A 26,921-nucleotide genomic window follows, 5' to 3' on the forward strand; every position below is an offset into this window, starting at 1 on the left:
TTCGCAGTAGCTGACTGAACTGAGAAGGCGCTTAATTCAAGCTTTTCTCAGTTCTAGTCATAGTTGGGAGTCGGGGCCCCAGCAAAGAGAATTTCATCAAGAAATTCTACAAACAAAGCAAGCTGGGAGTGGACGACGAATTTAAAAGAATTCTGTCCCACTCCCTATCATTTCAAATTAAAACTGTTTTAATAAATTAGCCATTTCAATCGCACTCACTGCCGCTTCGGCACCTTTATTTCCTGCTTTAGTACCCGCTCTTTCAACTGCTTGTTCAATACTTTCTGTTGTTAATACACCAAATATAACTGGTGTATCACTCACGTCATTTGCCTTAGAAACACCTTTAGCTACCTCATTACATACATAATCATAATGAGATGTTGCGCCTCTTATAACACAACCTAAAGTTATAATTGCGTCATATGCACCTTTCTGGGCAAGTTTTTTTGAGACTAATGGAATCTCAAATGCACCAGGGACATATGCAACATCTATATTACTCTCTTCAACACCATGACGTACGAGTGTATCTTTCGCACCATCTAATAGACGATTGGTAATAAAATCATTAAAACGACTTACTACAATTGCTACTTTTAAATCTGTTCCTACTAATTTACCTTCAAAGTTCATATTTATTCCTCCTAAATTAAATGACCCATTTTGATTTTTTTAGTATTCATATACTCATGGTTATATTCAGTTTCTGCCACTATAATTGGTGTACGATCCGCAACTGTAATACCATATTCAGATAAACCTTCAAATTTTTTGGGATTATTACTTAACAAGTTCACTTGTTGTACATTAAAATAATTTAATATTTGTGCTGCAATGTGATAATCTCTCAAATCTTCATCAAAACCTAAAGCTAAGTTCGCTGTTACTGTATCATGACCCTGTTCAATCAATTCATATGCTCTTAGTTTATTTATTAACCCTATCCCTCTACCCTCTTGAGGTAAATAGATAATTAAGCCACCATGCGAATGAATATATTTCATTGCCGCTTCTAGTTGTGCACCACAATCGCATCTTTGACTATGGAAGATGTCACCTGTTAAACAAGCAGAGTGAATACGTACATTTTCAGTCGCACGCGGTTTACCCTTAGCAAGTACAACAATTTCTTCATTTGTTAATGGTGATTCAAATCCATACATTTCAAAAGAACCGTAATCTGTTGGCATATTTACCTTTGCTTTCAATTCAACATTAGCGTTTTTGTCCTTCTGGTATTTAACTAAACTTTTAATTGTAATCATTTTAAGGTCATGACGTTGTTTAAAAGCTTCAAGTTGTTCACCTTTAGCCATAGTGCCATCTTCGTTCATAATTTCGCATATTACACCAGCTGGCTTAGCTTGCGTAAGTTTGGCTAAATCAACAGCCGCTTCAGTATGACCGGTACGTTCTAATACACCCTTTTCCTTAGCAATGAGTGGAAATAGATGACCAGGTTTATGAAAATCCGACGGTGTAGATTCAGGATTAATTAAAGCACGTGCCGTTGCCATTCGGTCAAATGCACTTATACCAGTTGAAGTTGTTACATGATCGACACTAACTGTGAAATTCGTTCCAAAGTCATCCGTATTATGGTCAACCATCGTTGTTAGATTTAATCTTTGAGCTATATCTTTACTAATTGGTGCACAAATTAATCCTCTACCTTCTTTTGCCATAAAATTGATGGTATTATCATTCATCCATTGCGTAACAGCAACCAGGTCACCTTCATTTTCACGATCTTCATCGTCCACTACAATAATACTTTCACCACGTTGTAAAGCATTTAGTGCATCTTTTATCTCATCAAATTTCATTTTATCTTACGCCTCCTAAAATCCAAATGCTTTCAGCTTATCTAATGTAAGTTCTGATTCATTTCTACTCATCATTCGCTCAACGTATTTGAAAAGAACATCCGTTTCAAGATGAACTGAATCTCCTTTTTGCTTTGAAGATAAAATCGTTGAACGTCTCGTTTCAGGTATTAAATGAATATCAAAACTATCATTTCGAAGATCGAAAACAGTTAAGCTTACACCATCTACAGTGATAGAGCCTTGTTTAACCATTTGTTTAATAATCGTTGGCGATGCTTTAATCGAAACAATTCTTGAATTAGGTGTTTCGTTTACATGCGTAATCACACCTTTATCATCGACGTGACCTAAAACGAAATGACCTCCAAAGCGACCATCTCCTGGCATTGCGCGTTCTAAATTCACTTCATCATTTTGCTTAATTTGTGATAAGTATGTTTTATCTTCAGTACCTTTAATAACTTGTACCGAAAAAAAGTTACTTGTAAAATCAATCACCGTTAGACATGCACCATTCACACTAATAGAATCACCAATGTGCATGTCTTCTACAATCGTTTGACAAGCAATATCCAGTGTTCTAACTGATTGATGCGTACGAATATTCTTAACAGTACCAATTTCTTCAACGATACCTGTAAACATGAGTTGTCACTTCTTTCGCAAGATCATTTTTAAGTTTTGATTAATTAACTCAGTAGAAATAATTTCAAATTGCGTGGCGTGGTTTAAATCAATGACATCATTCGTTTGATAGAATTGATTTTTCCCAGAACCACCTATTATTTTCGGGGCGTAATAAATAATAAGTTGATTGATAAAATGTGTTTGGAGAAATTCTGAAGTTACACGAGGTCCAGCTTCTATTAATAACTTACCAATACCTCGCTTATAAATATCTTTTAAAATATCTTTTAAATTACATTCAGTTAAATAGATTATTTTGACATTTGAATTTGGACTTTTTAGATGCTCATTTTCTGTGTATATCCATACTTCGCTTGAAGAATCTTGGAACAATTGCTTTGTAAAGTCAATGTTGCCACTTCTTGATAAAACGATTCGAATTGGATGTTTACCGTTTGGAATACGTGTCGTATATTGGGGATTGTCAGCGATAATTGTGCCATTACCCGTTAATACAGCATCATGCGTATGTCTTAAATGATAAACATCTTGTTTCACATCTGAATTTGTAATCCATTTGCTTTGACCCATATCAGTAGCCTGTTTACCATCTAATGATACAGACACTTTCATCGTGATTTCAGGTAATTGTTCTGACTTAGCTTTGAAAAAGTCACGATACAACGCAGCTGCATCTTCAGAGTATTGATATTCAACTTCAATGCCAGCTTGTTCTAATATAGCATCCCCTTCAGAAGGTAATGTTGTATCTTTAACAGCGTAAACAACTTTACTTAGTCCAAATTCTATAATTTTATTCACACATGGTGGAGTGGAGCCAAAGTGCGTACAAGGTTCTAACGAAATGTAAATCGTTCCACCTTTTGCATTTTCTCCAGCCATATCAAGTGCTTGTACTTCCGCGTGTTTATCACCTTGTTTAAGATGTGCACCCAGTCCGACAATTCTACCGTCATTGACTACGACAGCACCCACTGGCGGGTTAACACCCGTTTGACCTTCAACCATTTGTGCGAGTTGTATTGCATAATTCATAAAATAACTCAATTCATCACCTCAAAATAAAAATTCCCTATACCAATAAAACAATTACAGGCATAGGGAAATTAAATATATGTTCAAATAAGCTTACAACATTTCTTAAATGTGTATGCTAAATAAGCGTCATTAAAACTTAAATTGACGTCTCGATTCTTTCTCCCATCCAGACTTTCACTGTCGGCTCTAGACTTTCACTAGATCAGCCATCAAAGTAGTTAACCATATACTTTGACAGGTCGCAGGCTTAATTTACTGCCGGTTGGGAATTGCACCCCGCCCCGAAAGAATTCATATGAAATTGTGATTATTAGAGTTAATGTAGTTTGATTACTACACTAATCATCATACGCTTATTGTTTAAAAATTACAAACCGTCTACGCTATATAATATTAAACAGTGTAACCATTGATGCAATTTAGTCATTTAAGTGTAAACATGCACTTTAAGCATCGAAGTGATCAAACTTACTTTGATTGTCGTACATATAGTTGACAGAACTCACTGCTTGATCAACGATCATCTTTACACCATTTCTTAACTTGTTAACACCGTTCGTCACTTGTCCAATGGCAATCATATTATTTAATGTTCCATATCTTGGGCTAATGACTTGATTCGTTTCTGGAATAATTTGAATACCGCCCATTGGGTGCGGCTGAACGATTTGTCGATTTTGAAGGTTCAGTATAAGCTGATCTTCATCATCTAAATCTGACAAATGTGTTTTGGATCCAGTTGAATTGATTATGACATCATATGGTTTAGGTTGTCGCTCATCTTTAAATTTTAATAAATAACCGTCATCTGTATGTTTAATATCCTCTAATCCTCTTTTAATAATAAGTGATTGATTACGTATGAGTTTAATAATTAATTCTGCTGTACGTGGTGGCATTGGATTTGAATTTAATTGAATATGTTTCGAAAATCGCTTATCAAAGGCTTGCTGATCTTCTCGACTGAAACTATTCCATATCCAATTCAAATTCTCTTTAACATTTTCAATCAAACTTTGAAATACTCCGATTTCATTTGCACGTTCGAGATCATATTGTAAATCTTTAATTGTATTACCGGTACGTCTATGTATTAATTTATCTAACTCTATATTACGGTCTTCACATTCTTGTTGAAATAATTCAAAAGCAATTTCTAATGGAACATTTCCAAAATGTTTTCCTTTTAGCTCATTAAACTTTTGTTTAGTTAAATATTTGAATTCAATATCAACCATATTCCCTCTTACACTTGGCAGATGTGCTGAACGACTCGTCATAGTAATTGGCAACTTAGGATGATGTGTAGCGACATACCTAACAACATCTAAACTAGCTAATCCAGTTCCAATTATGGCTATATCATCTGATTCTGAAACTTCATCCAATGTATTATATGTAGGATAAGGTGTTTGAATATATCCTTTTTTACCTTTTAATTGATACGGATCATGATAAGCGAAAGTACCTGTCGTTAAGAAGATATAGTCGTATTCTTTCCATTCACTCATATCTTCTGATGTACATACATAATATTTTAATGTCGTCTCATCTATTTCTGAATTTGTAAAAATCTCACGAACTGGACGCTTGATAACGGAAAGATTATCAAATAATAAGTCAAAGTTAGATAGATAAGATTTCATATAATGACCAAACACAAATCGAGGTAAGTACTTAGGATTATCAAATTTAAACTCTGATTGTTCTTGATACCAATTCCAGAATTCTTCATCATCATCTAAATTTAAACTCATCTGCTTTGTTGGCAAATTGATGAGTAACTGACTACTGTCATTTTGAAATGGCACACCTTGTCCCATATTCTTTTCATTATCATAGACATCTACCTCTAAATATTTAAATGCTTCATTTTTGACTAACTGCCTTAAAACACTCACACCAGCTGTACCCATTCCAATTATAGCTACACGCATATATCATCATCCTTCTTTATTACTCTAAAAAGACTTTTTAATATATCTATTATATCAATATCATAAATCGCTTAAAATAATTTATACTTATATGTTATTCTCATCATTTTTCTATTAATTCAGCAATTATGGTAGTATTAAGGTATTGAGGTGAACAAAAATGAAATTTATTTTAAAAGTTTTTGTCGTAATGATTATAGCCTTTAGTTGGTTAACTAAGAAAAATAAAGCAGAATAAATAAATCTATTTTTTATCCTAAAAAGCCAACGTCAACACTAATTCACACAAGTGTCGACGTTGGCTTTTACTAAATAATAATTTTATTTTTGATGTTTATTGTCATCTTTATATACGTATAATTTAAAATATTTACCTTCAGTTTTCATTTCTTTATAAAAATCAGCAATGATTTCAGCATTACTTTCTGCCCATTTTATATCAGTAGCATATTGATGTTCACCTGGATTCTTAGGATTCCATCTCATACTGTAGAGCGTATTTTGATCTTCGTGAGATAAGAAATGTTGGTGAATAAAGTCAGCGCCACCTTTGATTGCTTTTTCAGGTGTGTCCCAACCATGTTTTTTTGCGTACTCTGAACCCGTTTTAATTGGATCACTATCTAACGCGCCTACACCGTAGAAGTTATAATACTTCTTACCGTCAATTTCTACCCCGTTGGCTAATTCACTTTTAACTGAACCTGTTTCTAATAAAGCATGTGAAATTAAATATACTTCGTTAACATGCTTTTCTTTGGCAGCACTAATGAAAGCGTCAGTATGTTTCAATAACATTGGTCGGTCGAATAACATACGTTTAATACGATTTTCATCAATGCCTTGATATTTAGATAAATCTAAAAATTGATACTTTTGTTTGTCATCATCAATGAACTTACTACTGTCCATTGCAGCTTTTATTTCACTATCTGAAGCATCTCTCCAAGCAGTATTATTCTTGTTAGAGACTTGTTGGCTTGTGTAATTATCAATTTGTTTATTCGCAGCTTTATTTAATGTTACATCTAAATGTTCTACGCGTTCTTCTTCATTAACATGCTTAAAGAATATTTGATCTGAAATCATATTAAAGAATATAAAACCTGCTGCAACTAAAACAATCAATAACCCCACTAGGCTAATAATTGAGCCTTTTTTGTGCTTCGTCATATTCACACCTCTTAGGTCAATGTTGTTTTTATTTAAAATCTTTTATGATAATAAAGTTTAACATTATTAATTCTTATAAACAATTTTATACTTGCAATGTTACATATTCATAAAATAAAAGTAATCAAAATGAAACTTTGCAAAATAAAAAGTAATGAAACATATAGAATTTCATTACTTGATTCTCACCAGAAGTACTTTATCTATCAATTATCTTTACGATAATCCATCATAATAAAACTCGCTGCTTGAGATCTATTCTTGTAATAATATTGATTTAAATCAACTGTTCCTTCTATTTCACCATCTCGATACATCATTTCATTTGTAAAATTATTAATCATTACAAATTCAGAACGATCTCTTATAATGTCTAAATCATCATTTCTTGCGAAGAAATGCTCAAGATTTAAATGTGCGTAATCCAACTTTATACCTCCCATGTTACAAATTGACTAAAATTTAAATATATTGATGAATGTAAGGTATGTCCATAATGATTTTGTCGTATTGCTAAGTTATATGCGTCTTTAGACATGATTTTACAGTTTATAGTTAATCTATGCTTACTATTTAACACCCTTTTGTTAAATTACGCAAATGATAATTTAAATAAATTACTTTAAATTATATATATCCGGAAATTTCATTTAAGTACTTAAATTAGGAGCGAATCTCTGAAGTATTGAATTTTAATGACATATATCATAAACATCATAAAATGATTCACTATTTGTTAAAGCATTATAACGTCAAGTATAATTATGATGAATTTTATCAATTATTACTCATAAAACTGTGGCAATTATCTAAGAATTACAATGATAATTCAAATGTAAGTTTATCCTCGTTTCTCTACCAACGACTCAATTTTTATTTAATTGATTTATTCAGAAAAGAAAGTTTAAGACCTGACATGGTCGACGTTGACATCTCAACCTCCCCACACCTTATCTCCGCTTCAATAGAAACATCAATCTTTAATAATAATGATATGACACAATTGTTAAATCCTAGAGAACTTGAATGGTATAACTATTTCATTCAAGGTTATAAACAGTTTGAAATTGCCGAATTAATGCATGTGTCTGTATCTAGTATTAAAAACTATAAAGCTTCTTCTATAAAAAAACTCAACAACTATTATGTCAAAGGTGAGTAATATGATACCACACAACACACACCATCTTCTTTATCTCCAAACTTTGCAGGCTAATACGCATAAAACGACATGTTGTTTTTCAACATATAATATGGTTTTACCTTTTCCAATAAAAAAAGTACTGATTTATTATTTTGAACAGCATAATCAATCGTATTCACAAAGATTAAAGGTAGCGAAACGATTGTTAGCGATTCATAAACTCGTACCTTTATATATATCTGACAAAGCCGTACTGTTCCCTATTAAACATCAACGTGCACCCTTGCAAACCTATATTAATGCATTGAACATTATAGGGTTAACATCAAGTAAAGATGGCGTAATCATAACGTTTGATAATAATATCCAATTACGTGTTGATGAGCCCTACACTTTAATTTATAAAAAGTGGCAAGAGAGTACTTTATTATTTCATTTAATGCATAAAACTATGCAGATTTATTAAATTTGTATTCAAGTAACTTTTTAGTGAAAAATGCAGTAACTGATTTAATCAGCATTAAACTTACGATTGCCAATAGTATTGCACCTATTAAAATTAAGACGACATTCAATATTGGCATTGATACCTGTGGATTGATAAAATAATTGACTGCAGTTAAACTCGTAATAAATCCTGTTAAAAATAAGCCAAGTAAGAAAGCGTAAATAAGCACCATACTAATGAGTAAAAGAAGCAATGTAGTACTTGCTACTTCTTTTTGTTGAAACACATTATTCTTCAAGAATTGATTCGCAAAATGAATAGGTTTACGATACTGCTTCGTCTGAATTTCCCCTTCTTGACGCTCAACTTCATGGCGATATTCCACTAAACTATCATGTAATTGCTTTTTTTCTTTCTTATTCAAAAACCACAATTGTTTTTTTACTTTCTCTTCAAAATCTGTTCGTTTCATACTTTGTGGTTATCTCCTTTTTAAGTTATTTCTTTTTAAAATTTTAACGACGTTGACATTTAGAAACAAGTTGGAATAGTATCTCTTATTAATATAAAAATACCCCGTAGCTATGTTGCTGATATTGTTAATATCATTCTACATTCTAATACGTTTATACCAGTGACTTATAGAATGTCTTAACACTATCTAATGCTACGGAGTCAGTTGTTAAATTTAATTATGCTTAAAGAATAGATAGCCCTGAGCTTTGAATATCTTTAGCAAATCCTTTAACCGTATCTACTGATAATTCATTAATATCTCGCCCTAAATTCGTATTCACTTTCTTCACTACATCGGCAGGACATGTAATTATGTCGGCACCAATTTCATCAGCTTGAATGACGTTAAATAGTTCACGGCAACTTGCCCATAATAATAATACGCCTTCTTTACTGTGGGCAACGTCAACTGATTCTTTCATTAATGGTAATGGATCTACACCTGTATCAGCAATTCTTCCAGCAAACACTGAAATATATGTAGGTACACCTGCAGTGACTGCTTCTGTAATTTCTTTAACTTGTTCAATCGTGTATACCGCTGTTACGTTTAGACGCACATTGTTAGCAGATAACTTTTTAATTAATGGGATAGTTGATTCACCTTTTGTGTTAACCACTGGAATTTTAACAAATACATTTTCGCCGTATTGTTTTAAAATTTCAGCTTCTTTCTCCATTGTTTCTAAATCATCTGCGAACACTTCAAATGAAATTGATGCATCTGGAATCGCTTTAACTGCTTCTTCTGCAAATGTTTTGTAATCCGTTACACCTGCTTTCGCCATTAAACTAGGATTTGTAGTGAAACCATCTACTTCTTTATTCTTATAAGCTGCTTTCATTTGTTCAATGTCTGCACCATCTGCAAATACTTGTACATTTAATTTTGTCATTGTATTTCTTCCTCCTTTAATTTCGATTACGATGATAGTTAAGTTACATCACAATGGAATTTATATGTATGTACGCATGTTCTTATGATGATTATACTATGCCGTAACAATAAAATATTTATAAATTATTTATATCATTCTTAGAATTACTAAGCGAATGTTTTGCCTTTTTATGAAAATAAAATTCAAAATTGACGAGTCACTATTAAATTATAATTAAAATGTGGTAATATGATTAAATGAAATTAGGTAGGAGGAACACAATGTCTAAGCCAAAAAAATACTTCTATATCTCAGTGATTTTACTTATAATAAGCTTTTATTTTAATACATTTAATCCACTATTAAGTCAGCAAATTAATTCTGTTAAATATTTACTCATTGCCTGTAGTATTGTTAATGTTATTGTTTTAATTGCTTCGATTATCTTTTCAGATAAAGCAATCAAACATTTAGGCGATAAACAAGGCTGGATTAGAATTGCTAGTAAAATTTTACCAATCATTATTTTATTCGTAATTGTATTCCATATCTTTGCTTCAATCAAAACGTTTGGCATTCTTTCGTAATCGAGTGGATATGACAGAATAATGATTTAATTGTAATAAAACAAGAAATAGGTGTGACAAAATGCAATATTTATTTGTGTTTATCGGTGGTATGGTTGGTGCATTATTGAGATACATCTTATCAACATTGAATACGGGCTCTGGCTTACCTATTGGGACGTTAGTCGCAAATTTAGTTGGTGCATTATTAATGGGATATTTGTCATCTCTAACCATACAATTTTTCAAACATAAACCCATGCTTAAAAAAGGATTAACTACGGGGCTATTAGGTGCGTTAACTACCTTCTCAACCTTCCAATTCGAGTTAGTGACTATGTTTCATGATCATCGTTTCATATTGCTATGTTTATACGGATTATTAAGTTACGTTGGAGGCATCTTATGCTGCTGGTTAGGCGTTAAATTAGGAGGGGCACGTGTATGATTAATTTAGTGCTCGTTATGGTTGGCGGAGGTTTAGGTGCTGTCGTGAGAGCTTGGCTATCAGATTTCTTTAATAGTAAGGTTTCTTCACCCATACCCGTTGCTACGTTAATTGTCAATATTGTAGGCAGTTTTTTAATCGGGTTCGTATTCGGAATCGCTCTGAATCATCAGTGGTTTTCAATGTTGTTTATCACTGGCTTTCTTGGTGGTTTAACAACTTTTTCAACCCTGTCACATGAACTTGTCCAATTATTGTATCCACATTTTAAACCGATTCGTTTTTTGAGTTATTCCATTTTACAATTTATCGTAGGATTTATATCATGCTATGTAGGTTTCATATTATAAAACACTTCATTGTTAAAAGTTTAAAAGCTTTTAACAATGAAGTGTTTTTAGTTAATTATTAGCCCTCGAATGTTTCTGGATCAGGACCAATACGTTGGTCTTTATTTAAATTGTCAATTCGTTCCATTTGTTCATCAGTTAATTCAAAGTCAAAGACATTGATATTCTCTTCTATTCTTTGTGGCGTGACTGATTTAGGAATCACGATAACACCATGTTGTATATTCCATCGTATCACGACTTGAGCTGCAGTTTTATTCACTTCTTTACCAATTTGGTTCAACGTTTCATCATCTAAAATTTGAGCATTCATAAATGGTGACCATGACTCCATGTAAATATTTTGCACTTCTAAATATTTACGTAATGCCTTTTGCGTGAAATATGGATGAAATTCCACTTGGTTGATCACAGGTTTGATAGAAACTTGAGCTAGTAATGCTTCAAAGTGTTCTGCATTAAAATTACTTACGCCAATATTTTTAACCTTATCATCTTTATATAAATCTTCCATACCTTTCCAAGTATCTATCATGATTGCCTCATTCGTACCAGGCCAATGCACAAGGTATAAGTCTAAATAATCCAAGCCTAGCTTGTTGATGCTTGTTTCATAGGCTTTTGCTACATTTTCTCGACCAAAATCTTCAAAATATAGTTTAGATGTAATAAATAAGTCTTTACGTTCTAGACCTGTAGCAACTAAACCATCCTGGATTCCTAAACCGACTTGTTCTTCATTACCATAAACTTTAGCTGTATCAATACTACGATAACCAGAAACGATTGCGTGTTTAACTGCTTCTCTACATTCATCATTATTTTCTACTCTAAACGTTCCAATACCAACTTTAGGCATTGTGTGACCATTGTAAAATTCAATTGTTTCCATTCACGGTACCCCTTTTCTTTAAAATATGTATTATCTTATTCCCTTATTTAAACCATTTAAAAACGGGAATGGAACAGAATTCTTTTTAAATTCGTCGCTCCACTCCCGCAAGAATAACAATAATCGAGAAGCGCTTAATTTAAGCGTCTTTTCAGTTCAATCAGTTACTGCGAATTTGCAAAGTAGCTGATTGATATGTTTGTTATATCAGATTAGAAATTAATTAAATGATTCAATTTTGTCCATAACATCTTGTAATTCATCCACATTATATTGAATACGTCCATGGAACACAAACTTATTGAAGAACTCATCTAATTGATCAGGTCCTACGAGTACTTTAACACTTGAACTTTGTGCATAATTTGAAATTGTGACGTCTCCATCATGTTTCGGATTGAAATATAAAATCGCTGTTGGCGTATATTTCGCACCCAACTGAGTTTGTAAATCTGACGCTAATTTCTCTATCGCAGCAAGCTGTTCAGAATAATTAACGAATGACAATGACGCTTTATCCTCATTTTGATCAAGTACTAACGTTTGTGGTGACTTAGCATCTAAATCTAACGTGTTAAAGATTTGTTCCATCATTGGTAATTCGTTAAATTGATTACCACTTATGCCTTGATATACATGTCCTTTTAATAATTGCGAATCTATAATATATAGACCAGTACGTGTAAGTACAAGGTGACTAATACGTTCAATATCATTAAACTCATTACTTGGAAGGAAGATATTTGCCATGATATGCATATCTTCAGGTCTGATACGTTTTTCTTTTACTAAACGCTCTCTAATACCAATTAAACGCATATCTGTCACATATTCACTTTTATTCTTAGAGAATAGTTTTAAGGCATCAATTTCACGGTCTTTACCGCTGACAGTTGCATCAAAATCTTCTTTTTGTTTAGTAACTTGCTTTTTATTTTGTATGCGCTCTTTTTCAAGTGCTTCGTCATGAGACGCTTTCATTTGTTTTTCTTTGAGATCATATTCTTCTTTTGTCTTTTGTTTAATATTATTTTTACTTTTAAGTGTAACTAAAAATAGAATTAAACAAATCGCTGCAACTACAATAGCTATGATTAAACCAATTTCAATTGGTCCAAGTGAATTCATTAAATCAACGCTCCTTTAATCTATCAGTATGTCTAATTATAATAGAAACAGTCCTTAATTTCGACAATTTCTTATAATATTATTTAAAGCGTTTATTAACTTTGAACAGCATCTTTTAATACGTTCACTTTGTCTAATTTTTCCCAAGGTAATAGTACATCAGTTCTACCAAAGTGACCATATGCTGCTGTTTGTTTATATATAGGATGTTTTAAATCTAACATTTTAATGATACCTGCTGGTCGTAAATCAAAGTTTGCTCTAACCGCTTCAACAAGTTGTGCTTCTGAAACTTTACCTGTCTTGAATGTATCGATTGAAATTGAAACTGGTTCAGCAACTCCAATTGCATATGCAAGTTGTACTTCACATTGATCTGCCAGTCCTGCAGCAACGATATTTTTCGCTACATATCTCGCTGCATAAGCTGCTGAGCGGTCTACTTTAGTTGGATCTTTACCACTGAAGCAACCACCACCGTGACGTGCATAACCACCATAAGTATCAACGATGATTTTACGTCCTGTTAACCCTGCATCGCCTTGTGGTCCACCGATAACAAATCTTCCTGTTGGATTGATAAAGAATTTAGTTTCACTATCAATTAAACCTTCTGGTACTGTTGGATAAATGACATGTTCTTTAATATCACTTTGGATTTGCTCTAATTCAACATCATCCGCATGTTGAGATGATACAACAATCGTATCAATACGTTTAGGTTTATCATCTTCATCGTATTCTACTGTAACTTGAACCTTACCATCAGGTCTTAAATAATCTAGAATACCATCTTTACGCACATCTGATAAACGCTTCGCTAATTGATGTGATAAAAAGATTGGTAACGGCATATATGTTTCTGTCTCATTAGTCGCATAACCAAACATTAAGCCTTGGTCACCCGCACCTGTAGCTTCAATTTCTTCTTCAGAAATATCATTTCTATATTCAAGTGCTTTGTCAACACCTTGCGCAATATCCGGTGACTGTTCATCGATTGCAGTTAATACTGCCATTGTTTGGTAATCATAGCCAAATTTAGCACGCGTATAGCCAATACCTTTAATTGTTTCTCGTACGACTTTGGGAATATCTACATAAGTAGAAGTTGATATTTCACCTGAAATGAGCGCCATTCCAGTTGTTACAGTTGTTTCACAAGCGACACGTGCATTGGGATCATCTTTCAAGATTTCATCTAAGATAGCATCAGACACTTGGTCAGCAATCTTGTCAGGATGTCCTTCTGTTACTGATTCTGAAGTAAATAAACGTTTATTGTAAGTCATGATTTGCTCCTTTTACCATTGTATTTACGAAAATTCTCTTTAAAATGTGAGCTCAAAAATAAAAGAGCCTTCTTCACTATTCAAGACAGAGAGAAGGCTCTTAAACGTCCATTCGCTCTTATCGTTCAGACGATTATATGTCTGCAAACGGTTTGGCACCTTTCTTTTAAAAAAGAGGTTGCTGGGTTTCATTGGGTCCATGTCCCTCCACCACTCAGGATAAGAGAATCCGTTAAGAACTATACTACCTAATTCACCAATTAATGTCAATTTTGTTTTTACATGTTTTTTTGTCTTTTCCAGGTGGAATAATTATGGCATTATGTTATACTATTTTCATGTAAAGGCTTACAATATTGAATTTCTATAACACACGCTGGAGGGATTGGGTATGTCAGTAGATACATACAGCGAAACACCTAAAATTAAAAAATTATTAGAAAAAGAAAGCTCTCTTTTTCAACTCTCAACAACTCAACTTTATTACAAAATAATGGGTAATAAAGAAGGAGAATTAACTGAACTTGGTGCGATTAATGCGAGCACTGGTAAATACACTGGACGTTCTCCAAAAGATAAATTTATCGTTACAGAACCTTCTTATAAAGATAATATTCATTGGGGAGATATTAACCAACCTATCGATGAAGAAACTTTCTTAAATCTTTACGCTAAAGTTTTAGACTATCTTGATACAAAAGATGAACTTTACGTTTTTAATGGCTATGCAGGTAGTGACAAAGATACACAATTGAAACTTACAGTTATTAACGAACTTGCATGGCACAACCTTTTTGCACAAAATATGTTTATTCGCCCAGATTCTAAAGAAGAAGCAAGTAATATTAAACCTAATTTCACTATTGTTTCTGCACCTCATTTTAAAGCTGACCCTGAAGTTGATGGTACTAAATCAGAAACATTTGTTATCATTTCATTCAAACATAAAACGATTTTAATTGGTGGTACTGAATATGCTGGCGAAATGAAAAAAGGTATCTTCTCAGTAATGAACTATTTACTACCAATGCAAGACATTATGAGTATGCATTGTTCTGCTAACGTTGGAGATAAAGGGGACGTTGCTTTATTCTTCGGATTATCAGGTACAGGTAAAACAACGTTATCTGCAGCACCAGATAGAAAATTAATTGGTGATGATGAGCATGGTTGGAATAAAAATGGTATTTTCAACATCGAAGGTGGTTGTTACGCTAAAGCAATCAATCTTTCTAAAGAAAAAGAACCGCAAATTTATAACGCGATTCAATACGGCACTATTCTTGAAAATACTGTAGTTAACGAGCGTGGCGCCGTTGACTTTGATGATAATTCATATACTGAGAATACCCGTGCAGCTTATCCAATTCATCACATTGATAACATTGTTCTACCATCTAAAGCAGCTCATCCTAATACAATCATTTTCTTAACAGCTGACGCATTCGGTGTATTACCACCAATTGCTAAATTAACTAAATCACAAGCGATGTACCACTTCTTAAGCGGCTTTACATCTAAATTAGCTGGAACTGAGCGTGGCGTTACAGAGCCTGAACCTTCATTCTCTACATGTTTTGGTGCACCATTCTTACCACTTAATCCTATTAAGTATGCAGATTTACTAGGTGAACTTATTGATAAACATGACGTTGATGTATACTTAGTTAACACTGGCTGGACAGGTGGTAAATACGGTGTAGGTAGACGTATCAGCTTACATTACACTCGCTATATGGTAGATCAAGCGATTAAAGGTAAATTGAAAAACGCTAAATTTACTAAAGATGAAAAATTCGGTTTAAGCATTCCTACAGAAATGGAAGACGTACCTAAAACAATACTCAACCCAATTAATGCTTGGAGTGATTCAGACAAATATCGCGCTCAAGCCGACGACTTAATTAAACGTTTTGAAGAAAACTTCAAAAAATTCGGTCCAGAAGTTGAAGAAATTGCTAATACAGGTGGCTTTAATAAATAATTAAATGGTCACATTCAAAAGGCAACGTACTTGGTAAAATTAACCAAGGTACGTTGCCTTTTTATTTACCCTCACATTTCGACATCCAATGATGTACATAGTTAAGTGCTTTTTTCATAGCTGGTGGTCTAGGCACATGACCTTCATCTATTTGATAAAACGTATCAAAGTCGACACCTTTAGAACTCAATTGCTTCTCTAAATAATAAGCATGGTGAATACCTACCTGTTTATCTTTACCCCCATGTACAATTAGGATTGGCGGACTATGCGCATCAATTAATTTTATAGCATCTCTTTTGTCATAGGCGTCTTTATGTTTATCAGGATGACCAACCATACGACGTAACATGCCACGTAAATCAACACGTTCCTCATACATTAAATGCATATCAGAAACCCCACCCCAGATAATATAACTATCTACCGGATAATCTTGATAAGTTAAGAGACCTTGTATTCCCCCTCTTGAGAATCCAATCATATGTACATAAGCATTTGGATATCGTTGTTTAAGTATTCTAATAAGGTACGTTACATCTTTTAAATCAGCGTTAGCAAACTCATCACGACCTTCACTGCCATTACTACCTCGATAGTAAGGTCCTATCACTAAAGTATCATCATTTGCAAACTGCATTAATCTGGCTGCACGTACACGACCAACTTGTCCCTTACCTCCTCGCAAGTACACCACAATTCTATTTACTGCTTTCTTTAGAGGACACATCTGTAATGCTTTTACTTTTAAGCCATCAACTGTATAAGTCATTTCATCAAATTGATGCGTTCTCGATGCTATAGGCATTTTCTTAGTCGCGATAATATCCAAGGTCTATCATCCTTTCGACACACTTCAGAATTGCGTCATCTTGAATTAAGTAACTTTGCATATCCAACGGAACATCACTAATATGCTTAAACAACAATGGACCTGTCGTTTCTAAATAATCACTTTTCTCTTTAATTGATTTGATTCTCACTATATATACATCTTTTTTGAAAATAGCGTTATCCAACGTGTGAACTTGATATTGTGCTATATAGTTAATCGTTTCAGGTATACCTCCAGTTTCTTCAAAAAGCTCTCTCTTGATTGCTTGTATACTTTGTTCTCCCTTTTCAACCTTACCACCTGGAAACTCAATGCCACGCATTTTGTGCTGAGTAAAAAGTAACTGGTTCTTATATAGTGGAATAGCTAAAACATGATTACCATCAGGACAGTCGTTGTTCGTTTTGTAACTCATTGTAACACGTCTATTATCTTTATCTAGAAACTCCATGTTCTATACTACTCCCTTCAATATGTTAAACTAATTTATAATCGTATTACTGGTTGGAGGCCTATAATGTTAAAAAAATTATTTCTTGGAATAATCCATATCTATCAACGCTATATTTCACCTATGACGCCACCTACATGCAGATTTTATCCTACGTGCTCAGAATATACACGAGAAGCGATTGAAGTTTATGGCCCACTCAAAGGTGGCTATATGGGAATTCGTCGCATTCTTAAATGTCATCCACTTCATAAAGGTGGATTTGATCCAGTTCCTTTAAAAAAGGATAAGGATAAGCATAAACATAGACACTAGTTTAATTTATATAATTTTGATTTATCGATTTGAGGAGGATGGAATAAAATCATCCCCTCTTTTAATTTGCCAACACCTTCCGTAAAATCGTCAGTAAAATAATAACCATCTGGGGTGACATCCCCTGGATAATCACCTTCTCGCGCTAACATTGCGGTAAAATATCTACTCAGTCCATATTCATACATGCCACCGATAACTACTTTAATATCATTAGATTTTAATTCACGTATCAATGATTGCACGCTATCAATACCACCCACTCTAAAAGGTTTAACAATCACTACTTTAATCGGGAATCGCTTAACAATTGACATAATACGATTGATATCAGTTGCTTTTTCGTCTATCGCAATCGCAGGATATTGCGTATGATCAATGTGTAAAATTGAAGACAACGATTTGAATGGCTCTTCTATATAAAGTATGTTTTGTGTCTCTATGGCTTCTAATTTCTGAAAATCTGACACATCCAGTGACTCATTAGCATCTAAAGCTAATTCATAATCAAAAGGCAATGCGTCATTTAACAGTGAAATATCATTATTCAATTGACTTGTCCATTTTAATTTAATGCGTTTAGGTTGCGTTTGTACTAAATCATCAAGTTGTTGTGCACTAATACCACTAATGGTTGCACCATATTCTACTTTAAACGTCGGTAAGTCATGATACATCTGGTAAATCGCCATAGCTACAGCACTTCTTGATGCAGGTTGATTGTCAAGCATGGCTAAATAAGGATTCCAATCTTCATATACCTGAAATGACTTATGAATGACACTTTCCGCCCATTGAGAAAGTGTTTCTTTAACTGTATCAATCGTCTCTGCGGCATACCAATCTGATTCAAACGCATTACATTCACCGAAATAAGATTGCTCATCATCACTTAAAAATTCAACAATAAGCGCTTTACGATGCGTCATTTTAACTTTTGGTGTCACAATTGGATTTATAAATTCATGATTATAAAGATAAAAATTTACTGCTTTAATCCACATATTAATGCCCTCAATTTATCATTTTACTACGCTGCAGTTTACCAGTTGATGTATAAGGCAAACGTTCAACTTGATGAAACGCTTTAGGTATTTTATATTTAGCTAAATGAGATTTAAAATAGTTTATTAACGCCGTATCAGAAATGGGACAATCAGCAACGTAATAGAGTACTGGCACTTGTCCCCATGTCACATCCTCTTGTGCAACACATACAGCGTCATTAATATCTGAATGCATTTTAGCAATGGTTTCTATCTCATAAGGATAAATATTTTCTCCACCACTAATGATCAAATCTTTGCGACGATCATAGACCATTACAAATCCTTCCTCATCAATTTCTGCTATATCACCCGTTTTAAAGTAACCGTCTTCAAATGTATCGCTTAAGCCTGTTGGATATAAATAACCATTCATCACATTGTCACCTTTGATAAGAAGTTCGCCATGACCTTCACTATTAGGATGTTTGATACGCACTTTAACGTTTTCGCTTGGTTTACCAACAGTGTCATATCGTTGTGCAAGCATCTCAGGTGTAGCAGTCAGAAATTGAGAACATGTTTCTGTCATTCCAAAAGAATTGTATATTGGGAGGTGATTATTTAGCGCTTCATCAATTAAGGTAGATGATAATTTGGCGCCTCCTAGTAAGATTTTTTCAAGTGAGAAAGGTTGATTCAATCCTGCATCCATAAGCCATTTAAGTGTTTGTGGCACTAAAGATACATGTGTAGGTCTTTCTTCTTTAATAATCGTTAACATCGTTTGCGTATTATATTTTTCCAGTATACGTACCGTAAAGCCCTCGATTATAGAACGTAACAACACACTGAGCCCTGAAATATGATATATCGGTAAAACAGATAACCATTTCGTAGTTTCATCATATCCTAAACTTTTTTTACAACCAATCGCACTTGCATAATGATTTTTAAATGTTTGTGGTACTGCTTTTTGAGGCCCTGTCGTACCTGATGTAAACATGATTGATGCAATACGTTCATCATTAAATGTTTCGTCATTGGCATGACTTGGATATTGTTCTAATTCAGATAAATGTATCACATTGAAATGCGACAAATAAAAAGGTTGCGTCGTAAATATAGTTGTAATATTAATGGAATTCATTTGATTTATCATTTCAGTTTCTGTTAATCGCGTGTTTAACATTGCTATTTCAACATTAGCTAACCAACACGCGTTTATAAGCGTAATAGACTCAATATCATTCTTAATGTACAATCCTACTCTATTCAAATTCAAAGAAAGGATATGTTCTGAAATTGAAAGTGCTTTATCATATAATTCTTTAAATGTTATAGAATGTTTTCCATCTGTAACTGCAATTTTATTTCTATTTTTAATACTTTGCTCTTTTAACCAAAAATCCACGATTCATTCCTCCATCTAGATACATTCTAATTATAACGATATTTGAGTTAGTTAGCATTGGTTGTGTTTAAGAAGCAACATATTTTAATGCCATTAACTTATAACTATAAAGATTTAAAGTGTATTTTAACTATTAAATAATAAGCTACTTTTATTTTAAAAAATAAAAAGAGTTTAAAGTGATGTTTACCACTTCAAACTCTGATAAGCTATGATATTCAATTATTGCCTAGCCTCATAGTAGGCTGGCTACTGGTTTCAATGTATTTCGCTTTATAAGCTCCACGCATTGTCGTTAACATAAATATATTATAATATTTTTATATAATAAAGTCAATATAAATTTTATCTACTAATTCTTACATTTCACCTTCAATTGATAATTGAATAATGCGATCATGATTGTAAATTAAAGATATTCTAGTTTTAAATCTATCAGTATTTTTAATTTGATATAAAAAGAGAGCTAGAGTACCCATTACTCTAACTCCTTTTTCTGCTTGTGTTGAAATTTTCATTTCAAATCCTCGAAAATCAATGTATTTCGTTTTATAAGCTCCACGCATTGTCGTTGAACTAAATATATTATAATGTTTTTATATAATAAAATCAATATAAATTTTAAACTAAATATTTACATCTTATCTCATTGGGAGTGGGACATAAATAATATGATGATGCTATTTGCAAATTCGCAGTAGCTGACTAAACTGAAAATGCGCTTAAATCAAGCTTATTTCAATTCTAGTCATCTTTGCGGGCGGGGCCCCAACACAAAAAATCACGAAAGTGATTTTACAAGCTAAGCAAGTTGGGGTTCGGGGCCCCAGCAAAGAGAATTTCATAAAGAAATTCTACAAGCAAAGCAAGCTGGGAGCGGACGACGAATTTAAAAAGAATTCTGTCCCACTCCCCTATACATTACAACTTACTAACAATAAAAAAGCAAGGTCAACGTGTCAGAGAATTATATTCTTGACACTTTTTTGACACTTGCTAGCTTGAAACCCTATTGTATAGGGCTTAACTTATGGAGAGCAAGGGATTCGAACCCTTGAAACGCTTATGGCGCTTACACACTTTCCAGGCGTGCTCCTTCGGCCAAACTCGGACAGCTCTCCTCAATATTAGTTATATAATACATAAAAAAACAGAAGCGATATTTCACTTCTGTTTGTATGACTCCTACGGGACTCGAACCCGTGTTACCGCCGTGAAAGGGCGGTGTCTTAACCGCTTGACCAAGGAGCCATGGCTCCGCAGGTAGGATTCGAACCTACGACCGATCGGTTAACAGCCGATAGCTCTACCACTGAGCTACTGCGGAATAATATGATGGAGCGGGTGATGGGAATCGAACCCACAACATCAGCTTGGAAGGCTGAGGTTTTGCCATTAAACTACACCCGCGTAGTAAACGATTATGGGGCGGTTGAAGGGAATCGAACCCTCGAATGTCGGAACCACAATCCGATGCGTTAACCACTTCGCCACAACCGCCAAAATGATTGAATGGTTCAGGACAGAGTCGAACTGCCGACACATGGAGCTTCAATCCATTGCTCTACCAACTGAGCTACTGAACCGTAATAAGTAATGGCGGTCTCGACGGGAATCGAACCCGCAATCTCCTGCGTGACAGGCAGGCGTGTTAACCGCTACACTACGAGACCTATTAAAATGGTGTATTGCGGGAGGCGGATTTGAACCACCGACCTTCGGGTTATGAGCCCGACGAGCTACCGAACTGCTCCATCCCGCGCTAATATTATTTGCGTCTCAAAAATCAGTACTTATTAAGTATATCATTTAACATTATTGAATGTCAATAACTTTTTTAAATAAATTTTACATTTAATTCATTGAATCTTCATATTAAAATGCGATAATTAATTAATGGTCATCGCCTTTCGAATACTTTATTAGTATATATAGTATCATTAACTTAGTCAATAACAATTCTAAAGTAATTTGTGTAAAAAAACGCTACATTTAAAATATTTTAATTTAAGATACGAATTGGATATTCAATTGTTGAATGAATGGTCTAAATACATGTGATTTTTTATATTAAAATCAAAAACAGTCTGGGATATAAATAATATAATGAAGCTATTTTGCAAATTCGCAGTAGCTGACTGAACTGAGAAGACGCTTCAATCAAGCTTTTCTCAGTTCTAGTCATTCTTGCGGGCGGGCCCCAGCAAAGAGAATTTCACTAAGAAATTCAACAAGCAAAGCAAGTAGGGAGTGAGACGATGAATTTAAAAGAATTCAGTCCCACTCCCTACTTTGATTAAATTTAATTATTTAAACATTTTTATTATAAATGACACTAACACTTATCTCGTCATGTAATGTTGCATTTTTTCTTGTAACTCAGTGAAGGAAACAAAGCCCTCTTCTTCTAAAAAGTGCCCTCCTTCATCAACAATTTTAGTTTTACCACCCAATTCATTAATTAGTTTTTGTGTTTCTAAATATGACACATAGGCATCGTCTCTTGAAGCAAGTCCGTAGAAATGCTTCACTTTTGATTTAACGTTATCATAATCGATACTAAAATCCCCTACTTTAATGGAATCATCAATTTTTACCGCATCTTCTTTAAACCCTGCTATACTGAAAAAGCCTTCAAAGCAGCCATCAACTGATAGGTCTTCAATATATTTTAAAGTAGCTATTGAGCCATATCCATGTGTTACAAAATAAGTATCTGTAGACAAAATATCAATTTGTTGATGTAATTCATGAACCCAGTTGTCTATATCATCATTTTTATTTTCATCTAAATGAAATAATTGAACATCATAACCTTCTAATTCTAAATTGTGTTGTAACCATGCATACCAATGGTTATGCGAATCCCCTATCTGTGAATGAACGATAACTACATTAGTCATTAACGTATGTCCTCCTTAAAATACTAAATTAGGTTAATTGATATAACAAAACACTTTTAAAGAGATGCCCTGACCTCTGAAAAAGTGTTTAAAACATTATATTTCATCCAATAATTCTTCTACGGCGTTTTTACCTTGTTGAATACAGTCTGGTAGACCAACCGCTTCAAAAGGTGCACCAGTAATTCTAAGTGCTGGATAAGTCTGTTTAACATGTTGTTGAATTTTACGAATTTGACTCATATGTCCAATATGATATTGTGGCATACTTTTAGTCAAACGATTGACAATTGTAAATTCAGGATTGCCTTTAAAGGTCATCATTTTATTTAAATCGCGACGGGCGATTGTTGCTATTTCTTCATCTGTATGATCTTCAACGACAGTATCACCTGGTTTACCTACATACGCTCTAATCAATACTTTACCTTTAGGCGTAGTGAAAGGCCATTTTTTAGTAGTCCAAGTACATGCTGTAATATCCGTCTTACTCGTTCTAGCAATAACAAAACCAGTACCATTATATGTGTTTTCAATATCCTTTTCATCGAATGCAAATACCACTGTTGCTACTGAAGTAGAATCCATTTGATTAAAGTATTTAAATGCTTCGTCATGATTAAACCATTTCATAAATGTTTGATGTGGCGTTGTAATTAAAACCCCATCAAATTGTTCACTACCTTGATCAGTCACAATTTCATAATTATCTTTATTAATATGGATATCATTGACAGGTGATTGATATCGAATCGTAACGCCTTTACTTTCTATATTCTCAGCTAACGCTTCAATAAATGAACTTAAACCATGTCGGAATTGCTTAAACTGACCTTTAGGTGCGCCAGGGTATAATTGACGTTGCTTAATACGTTGAGCCTTTTCATGTTGCATACCTTTAATTAAACTGCCATGTGTTTCTTCTTGTTCTTTGAAATTAGGAAATGTACTCATCAAACTTAATCGATCGATATCCGTGCCGTATATCCCCCCCATAAGAGGCTCTATTAAATTCTCAAGTATTTCATTCCCTAATCGTCTTCTAAAGAATTCCCCAACAGATATATCATCATCAATTTGTATAGGTGGTATAACTAAATCAAGTCCGGCTCTTAGCTTACCAAATGGCGATATGAGTTTCGTTTTGAGAAACGGTTTAATATCAGTCGGAATCCCCATAATTGACCCACCTGGTATGGGATACAATTTATTTTTAGCGTAAATATAAGATTGGCCTGTCTCATTCGTAATCAAATCATCTCCCAGACCAATATCTTTAGCTATGTCAGTCATAATCGTTTTACGTCCAAGATATGATTCAGGACCAAGCTCAATTGTATAACCTTCATTACGATATGTTTGAATCTTTCCTCCAGGTCGATTAGTCGCTTCAAAAATGGTTACATCTACATCTGGTTTATAATGTTTTAAATAATATGCACTTGCAAGTCCAGTTATACCTGCACCAATGATTGCCACTTTTTTACTCACAATGAGTCCCTTCCTTTATTAAAAAACTGTTTTGATTTCATCCACAATTGCATGGATAAATAATGGATCCGTATTAGGCATTTTTGGACGATAATAATTTGCACCTATCTCATCACATACGACTTTACATTCATAGTCATTATCATACAGTACTTCCAAATGTTCACATACAAATCCTACTGGTGTATAAATAAAATGTTTATAGTGATGGTCATTGTACAATGCTCTAGTTAAATCTTGCACGTCCGGTCCTAACCATGGTGTTCCAGTATTCCCCTCGGATTGCCAACCTTGAGCAACGTGTTTAATATTCGAAGCTGCTTGTAATCGGTTCATTGTATCCTTTAATTCATTAGGATATGGATCATTATTTTTCTCAATTAAACCTTTAGGCAAACTGTGTGCAGAAACAACCAAGATGGTCTCATCGTGTTCATCTTGTGGGATTTGCGCTAACGTTTCATTAATTTTATTTGTCCAATACTCGATAAATTTAGGTTGGTGATAATAATGTTCAACATGGTGTAGCTTAATGCCATACTTATCCGCTTCCTCTTTAGCACGTTTATTATATGAACCAACCGAGAAGCTAGAGTAATGTGGTGCCAACACTACAGTTACTGCTTCTTCAATACCGTCATTGTGCATTTTTTCAACAGCTTCTTCAATATATGGAGAAATATGTTTCAATCCTAAATACAATTGAAATTCAACATCTTCATATGATTCATTTAACGCATGCGTCAACGCTTCAGCTTGTCGATCAGTTGTGCCAGCTAAAGGAGAAAGTCCTCCTATAAATTCATAACGATCTTTTAGATCTTGCAACTCTTCTTCAGTTGGTCTCTTACCATGTCTTATATCTGTGTAATATGGTTCAATATCGCTTTCTTTATATGGTGTCCCATATGCCATAACTAATAAGCCTATTGTCTTAGTCATTAAATAAAACCTTCCTTAATCTTTTTTGAATTCTATGTGTTATTTACTTGTATAATCATGAACAAATTGGGTTACACGTTTTAATGTTTCTGGTTTAACTTCAGGGAAAACACCATGTCCTAAATTAAAAATGTGTTTCCCTCTCTCCATACCTTCGTCGAGAATAGCACGGATTCTCTTTTCTAATACATCCCAAGGCGCAAGTAAAAGTGATGGATCTAAATTACCTTGTAGTGTTTTATTGACGCCCATATTTGTCGCTGTCGTAATAGACGTACGCCAATCTAGTCCTAATACATCGATTGATAAGTCATTCCATTCATTAATAAGATGACTTGCTCCTACCCCAAACATAATGATAGGTACATCATATTGCGCTTTTATGCCATTGATTAACTTATTCATAGACGGTTTAATGTAATAGCGATAATCCTCGATATTTAATGCGCCTACCCATGAATCAAAGATTTGAATAAGTTCTGCACCTGCTTCAATTTGAGCTACTACGTAATCAATTGAAACTTGTACAAGATGGTCCATTAAGGCAAACCAAGTTGCTTCATCCCCGTACATCATTGCTTTCGTAAAATTATAATTTTTTGAAGGACCACCCTCAATCATATAAGAAGCCAACGTAAATGGTGCACCTGTAAAGCCAATTAGAGGTACGTTCAACTTCTCTTGTGTTAGCAATTGAATCGTTTCAAGTACATATGGCACATCTCTTTGGGGATCAATTTGCGTGAGTTTTTCAACATCAGATACAGATTTAATTGGATTACTGATAACTGGTCCAATGCCTGATTTGATGTCGACATCCACGCCAATTGGTTTCAAAGGTGTCATGATATCTTTATATAAAACCGCTGCGTCAGTATTATAATTATCTACTGGTAATTGCGTTACATAAGCACATAATTCAGGTTGGTGAGTAATGTCAAACAATGAGTATTTTTCTTTTAATTTTCGATATTCTGGTTGTGATCGGCCGGCTTGGCGCATAAACCATACAGGTGTATGAGATGTTTTTTCACCTTTTATTGTTTGTAAAATTGTCTTATTTTTATTATGCACCTTATAGTCCTCCTAAATTAAAATCATTCTTATCTATAATATCATATGCTAATATAATTATCGTTTATGTACACTTAAATGTCATAAAAAAGACAAAGCATAAATGTACATTTCAATTCATTAAATTATAATAATTTATTAATCTTAATTATAGTATATTTAAGCATTTAAAAATATCCCTCAAACAGACTAATTCGTTTTCAAAATTTTTTAAATATTACATTCATTTAGTATAG

General features: G+C 33.7%; 28 protein-coding genes, 8 tRNA genes and 2 riboswitches. Of the genes, 7 read left to right on the forward strand and 29 right to left on the reverse strand.

Going from position 1 to position 26,921, the window contains the following annotated elements:
• Window positions 1-177 precede the first annotated feature (177 nt).
• The 7 genes from ribH to KA878_RS01655 all read right to left on the reverse strand — a co-directional run bounded on the left by ribH (window position 178) and on the right by KA878_RS01655 (window position 7,056).
• Window positions 178-636 carry a 6,7-dimethyl-8-ribityllumazine synthase gene (gene ribH, locus KA878_RS01625; RefSeq protein WP_053030536.1) on the reverse strand — a complete coding sequence of 153 codons (459 nt, stop codon included), beginning with the start codon at window positions 634-636 and terminating at the stop codon, window positions 178-180.
• An 11-nt stretch (window positions 637-647) separates the two neighbouring features.
• Entirely contained in the window at window positions 648-1,829 is a 1,182-nt protein-coding gene (gene ribB / locus KA878_RS01630) for a 3,4-dihydroxy-2-butanone-4-phosphate synthase (RefSeq protein ID WP_193839194.1), read from the reverse strand.
• Window positions 1,830-1,844: 15 nt separating this feature from the next.
• Window positions 1,845-2,477 carry a riboflavin synthase gene (locus KA878_RS01635; protein ID WP_193839193.1) on the reverse strand — a complete coding sequence of 211 codons (633 nt, stop codon included), beginning with the start codon at window positions 2,475-2,477 and terminating at the stop codon, window positions 1,845-1,847.
• 6 nt (window positions 2,478-2,483) lie between these two features.
• Window positions 2,484-3,527 (reverse strand): bifunctional diaminohydroxyphosphoribosylaminopyrimidine deaminase/5-amino-6-(5-phosphoribosylamino)uracil reductase RibD, encoded by a 1,044-nt coding sequence (ribD, locus tag KA878_RS01640; RefSeq protein ID WP_193839192.1) that lies wholly within the window; start codon window positions 3,525-3,527, stop codon window positions 2,484-2,486.
• Between the two features lie 141 nt (window positions 3,528-3,668).
• Window positions 3,669-3,811, reverse strand: a riboswitch (FMN riboswitch).
• Window positions 3,812-3,964: 153 nt separating this feature from the next.
• Window positions 3,965-5,455: an FAD/NAD(P)-binding protein gene (locus tag KA878_RS01645; protein WP_193839191.1), complete on the reverse strand. Its 1,491-nt coding sequence runs from the start codon at window positions 5,453-5,455 to the stop codon at window positions 3,965-3,967.
• Window positions 5,456-5,776: 321 nt separating this feature from the next.
• Window positions 5,777-6,628 carry a peptidoglycan release complex glucosaminidase SagB gene (gene sagB / locus KA878_RS01650; RefSeq protein ID WP_053030546.1) on the reverse strand — a complete coding sequence of 284 codons (852 nt, stop codon included), beginning with the start codon at window positions 6,626-6,628 and terminating at the stop codon, window positions 5,777-5,779.
• Window positions 6,629-6,834: 206 nt separating this feature from the next.
• Window positions 6,835-7,056: a hypothetical protein gene (locus tag KA878_RS01655; RefSeq protein ID WP_011275450.1), complete on the reverse strand. Its 222-nt coding sequence runs from the start codon at window positions 7,054-7,056 to the stop codon at window positions 6,835-6,837.
• 257 nt (window positions 7,057-7,313) lie between these two features.
• Between KA878_RS01655 and KA878_RS01660 the strand changes: the two genes are divergently transcribed.
• Together KA878_RS01660 and KA878_RS01665 are read left to right on the forward strand one after the other, a co-directional pair.
• Window positions 7,314-7,790 (forward strand): sigma-70 family RNA polymerase sigma factor, encoded by a 477-nt coding sequence (locus KA878_RS01660; protein WP_193839190.1) that lies wholly within the window; start codon window positions 7,314-7,316, stop codon window positions 7,788-7,790.
• A gap of 1 nt (window position 7,791) precedes the next feature.
• Window positions 7,792-8,238 (forward strand): competence protein ComK, encoded by a 447-nt coding sequence (locus KA878_RS01665; RefSeq protein WP_075109193.1) that lies wholly within the window; start codon window positions 7,792-7,794, stop codon window positions 8,236-8,238.
• Here the strand turns inward: KA878_RS01665 and KA878_RS01670 are convergent.
• Window positions 8,222-8,692 (reverse strand): hypothetical protein, encoded by a 471-nt coding sequence (locus tag KA878_RS01670; protein ID WP_075109192.1) that lies wholly within the window; start codon window positions 8,690-8,692, stop codon window positions 8,222-8,224. The genes KA878_RS01665 and KA878_RS01670 overlap by 17 nt on opposite strands.
• A 226-nt stretch (window positions 8,693-8,918) precedes the next feature.
• Window positions 8,919-9,632 (reverse strand): transaldolase, encoded by a 714-nt coding sequence (locus tag KA878_RS01675; RefSeq protein WP_075109191.1) that lies wholly within the window; start codon window positions 9,630-9,632, stop codon window positions 8,919-8,921.
• 263 nt (window positions 9,633-9,895) lie between these two features.
• Here KA878_RS01675 and KA878_RS01680 point away from each other — a divergent pair, with 263 nt between their 5' ends.
• The 3 genes from KA878_RS01680 to KA878_RS01690 all read left to right on the forward strand — a co-directional run bounded on the left by KA878_RS01680 (window position 9,896) and on the right by KA878_RS01690 (window position 10,978).
• Entirely contained in the window at window positions 9,896-10,201 is a 306-nt protein-coding gene (locus tag KA878_RS01680) for a hypothetical protein (RefSeq protein ID WP_075109190.1), read from the forward strand.
• Window positions 10,202-10,262: 61 nt separating this feature from the next.
• The gene (gene crcB, locus KA878_RS01685) at window positions 10,263-10,628 is read left to right on the forward strand and encodes a fluoride efflux transporter CrcB (RefSeq protein WP_075109189.1); all 366 of its coding nucleotides are present in this window, start codon (window positions 10,263-10,265) and stop codon (window positions 10,626-10,628) included.
• Entirely contained in the window at window positions 10,625-10,978 is a 354-nt protein-coding gene (locus KA878_RS01690; protein WP_193839189.1) for a fluoride efflux transporter FluC, read from the forward strand. Before crcB ends, KA878_RS01690 begins: the two co-directional genes overlap by 4 nt.
• 58 nt (window positions 10,979-11,036) lie before the next feature.
• On the opposite strand, the gene KA878_RS01695 is transcribed toward KA878_RS01690, so the two are convergent.
• From KA878_RS01695 to metK, 3 genes are all read right to left on the reverse strand, one after another.
• Window positions 11,037-11,870, reverse strand: a complete 834-nt coding sequence (locus KA878_RS01695; RefSeq protein WP_193839188.1) for an aldo/keto reductase — start codon at window positions 11,868-11,870, stop codon at window positions 11,037-11,039.
• Between the two features lie 219 nt (window positions 11,871-12,089).
• On the reverse strand, window positions 12,090-12,998 hold the full coding sequence (locus KA878_RS01700) for an NERD domain-containing protein (RefSeq protein WP_075109186.1): 909 nt from the start codon (window positions 12,996-12,998) through the stop codon (window positions 12,090-12,092).
• A gap of 95 nt (window positions 12,999-13,093) precedes the next feature.
• On the reverse strand, window positions 13,094-14,290 hold the full coding sequence (metK, locus tag KA878_RS01705) for a methionine adenosyltransferase (protein WP_053030566.1): 1,197 nt from the start codon (window positions 14,288-14,290) through the stop codon (window positions 13,094-13,096).
• 115 nt (window positions 14,291-14,405) lie between these two features.
• Window positions 14,406-14,516: riboswitch (SAM riboswitch) on the reverse strand.
• 165 nt (window positions 14,517-14,681) lie between these two features.
• On the opposite strand from metK, the gene pckA reads away from it, so the two are divergent.
• A complete protein-coding gene (gene pckA / locus KA878_RS01710; RefSeq protein WP_193839187.1) occupies window positions 14,682-16,274 on the forward strand; it encodes a phosphoenolpyruvate carboxykinase (ATP) in 1,593 nt (530 codons plus the stop codon).
• 61 nt (window positions 16,275-16,335) lie between these two features.
• Here pckA and KA878_RS01715 read toward each other — a convergent pair whose 3' ends face one another.
• Together KA878_RS01715 and ytkD are read right to left on the reverse strand one after the other, a co-directional pair.
• Window positions 16,336-17,106: an alpha/beta hydrolase family protein gene (locus KA878_RS01715; protein WP_193839186.1), complete on the reverse strand. Its 771-nt coding sequence runs from the start codon at window positions 17,104-17,106 to the stop codon at window positions 16,336-16,338.
• A complete protein-coding gene (gene ytkD / locus KA878_RS01720; RefSeq protein WP_193839185.1) occupies window positions 17,087-17,560 on the reverse strand; it encodes an RNA deprotection pyrophosphohydrolase in 474 nt (157 codons plus the stop codon). Before ytkD ends, KA878_RS01715 begins: the two co-directional genes overlap by 20 nt.
• Before the next feature lie 66 nt (window positions 17,561-17,626).
• Between ytkD and yidD the strand changes: the two genes are divergently transcribed.
• A complete protein-coding gene (gene yidD, locus KA878_RS01725) occupies window positions 17,627-17,875 on the forward strand; it encodes a membrane protein insertion efficiency factor YidD (RefSeq protein WP_075109182.1) in 249 nt (82 codons plus the stop codon).
• Here yidD and menC read toward each other — a convergent pair.
• The 15 genes from menC to hemE all read right to left on the reverse strand — a co-directional run bounded on the left by menC (window position 17,872) and on the right by hemE (window position 26,685).
• A complete protein-coding gene (gene menC, locus KA878_RS01730; protein WP_193839184.1) occupies window positions 17,872-18,879 on the reverse strand; it encodes an o-succinylbenzoate synthase in 1,008 nt (335 codons plus the stop codon). The two genes, yidD and menC, sit on opposite strands and share 4 nt — an antisense overlap.
• A 10-nt stretch (window positions 18,880-18,889) precedes the next feature.
• Window positions 18,890-20,275, reverse strand: coding sequence for an o-succinylbenzoate--CoA ligase (menE, locus tag KA878_RS01735; protein WP_193839183.1), 1,386 nt, complete (start codon window positions 20,273-20,275; stop codon window positions 18,890-18,892).
• A gap of 359 nt (window positions 20,276-20,634) precedes the next feature.
• Window positions 20,635-20,793 (reverse strand): hypothetical protein, encoded by a 159-nt coding sequence (locus KA878_RS01740; protein WP_193839182.1) that lies wholly within the window; start codon window positions 20,791-20,793, stop codon window positions 20,635-20,637.
• A gap of 513 nt (window positions 20,794-21,306) precedes the next feature.
• Window positions 21,307-21,396, reverse strand: a tRNA-Ser gene (locus KA878_RS01745).
• Between the two features lie 58 nt (window positions 21,397-21,454).
• Window positions 21,455-21,526, reverse strand: a tRNA-Glu gene (locus KA878_RS01750).
• A 1-nt stretch (window position 21,527) separates the two neighbouring features.
• Window positions 21,528-21,602, reverse strand: a tRNA-Asn gene (locus KA878_RS01755).
• A gap of 9 nt (window positions 21,603-21,611) precedes the next feature.
• Window positions 21,612-21,685 (reverse strand) — tRNA-Gly (locus KA878_RS01760).
• A gap of 14 nt (window positions 21,686-21,699) precedes the next feature.
• A tRNA-His gene (locus tag KA878_RS01765) sits at window positions 21,700-21,775 on the reverse strand.
• A gap of 13 nt (window positions 21,776-21,788) precedes the next feature.
• A tRNA-Phe gene (locus tag KA878_RS01770) sits at window positions 21,789-21,861 on the reverse strand.
• An 11-nt stretch (window positions 21,862-21,872) separates the two neighbouring features.
• Window positions 21,873-21,948, reverse strand: a tRNA-Asp gene (locus KA878_RS01775).
• A gap of 15 nt (window positions 21,949-21,963) precedes the next feature.
• A tRNA-Met gene (locus tag KA878_RS01780) sits at window positions 21,964-22,037 on the reverse strand.
• A gap of 580 nt (window positions 22,038-22,617) precedes the next feature.
• Entirely contained in the window at window positions 22,618-23,178 is a 561-nt protein-coding gene (locus KA878_RS01785) for an RBBP9/YdeN family alpha/beta hydrolase (protein ID WP_193839181.1), read from the reverse strand.
• A gap of 96 nt (window positions 23,179-23,274) precedes the next feature.
• Entirely contained in the window at window positions 23,275-24,669 is a 1,395-nt protein-coding gene (gene hemY / locus KA878_RS01790) for a protoporphyrinogen oxidase (RefSeq protein WP_193839180.1), read from the reverse strand.
• Between the two features lie 18 nt (window positions 24,670-24,687).
• Window positions 24,688-25,611, reverse strand: coding sequence for a ferrochelatase (hemH, locus tag KA878_RS01795; protein WP_075108986.1), 924 nt, complete (start codon window positions 25,609-25,611; stop codon window positions 24,688-24,690).
• Between the two features lie 39 nt (window positions 25,612-25,650).
• Window positions 25,651-26,685 carry a uroporphyrinogen decarboxylase gene (gene hemE / locus KA878_RS01800; RefSeq protein ID WP_193839179.1) on the reverse strand — a complete coding sequence of 345 codons (1,035 nt, stop codon included), beginning with the start codon at window positions 26,683-26,685 and terminating at the stop codon, window positions 25,651-25,653.
• Between the last annotated feature and the right edge of the window lie 236 nt (window positions 26,686-26,921).

The sequence above is a fragment of the Staphylococcus sp. GDY8P57P genome (assembly GCF_017892585.1).
Lineage (GTDB): Bacteria > Bacillota > Bacilli > Staphylococcales > Staphylococcaceae > Staphylococcus > Staphylococcus borealis.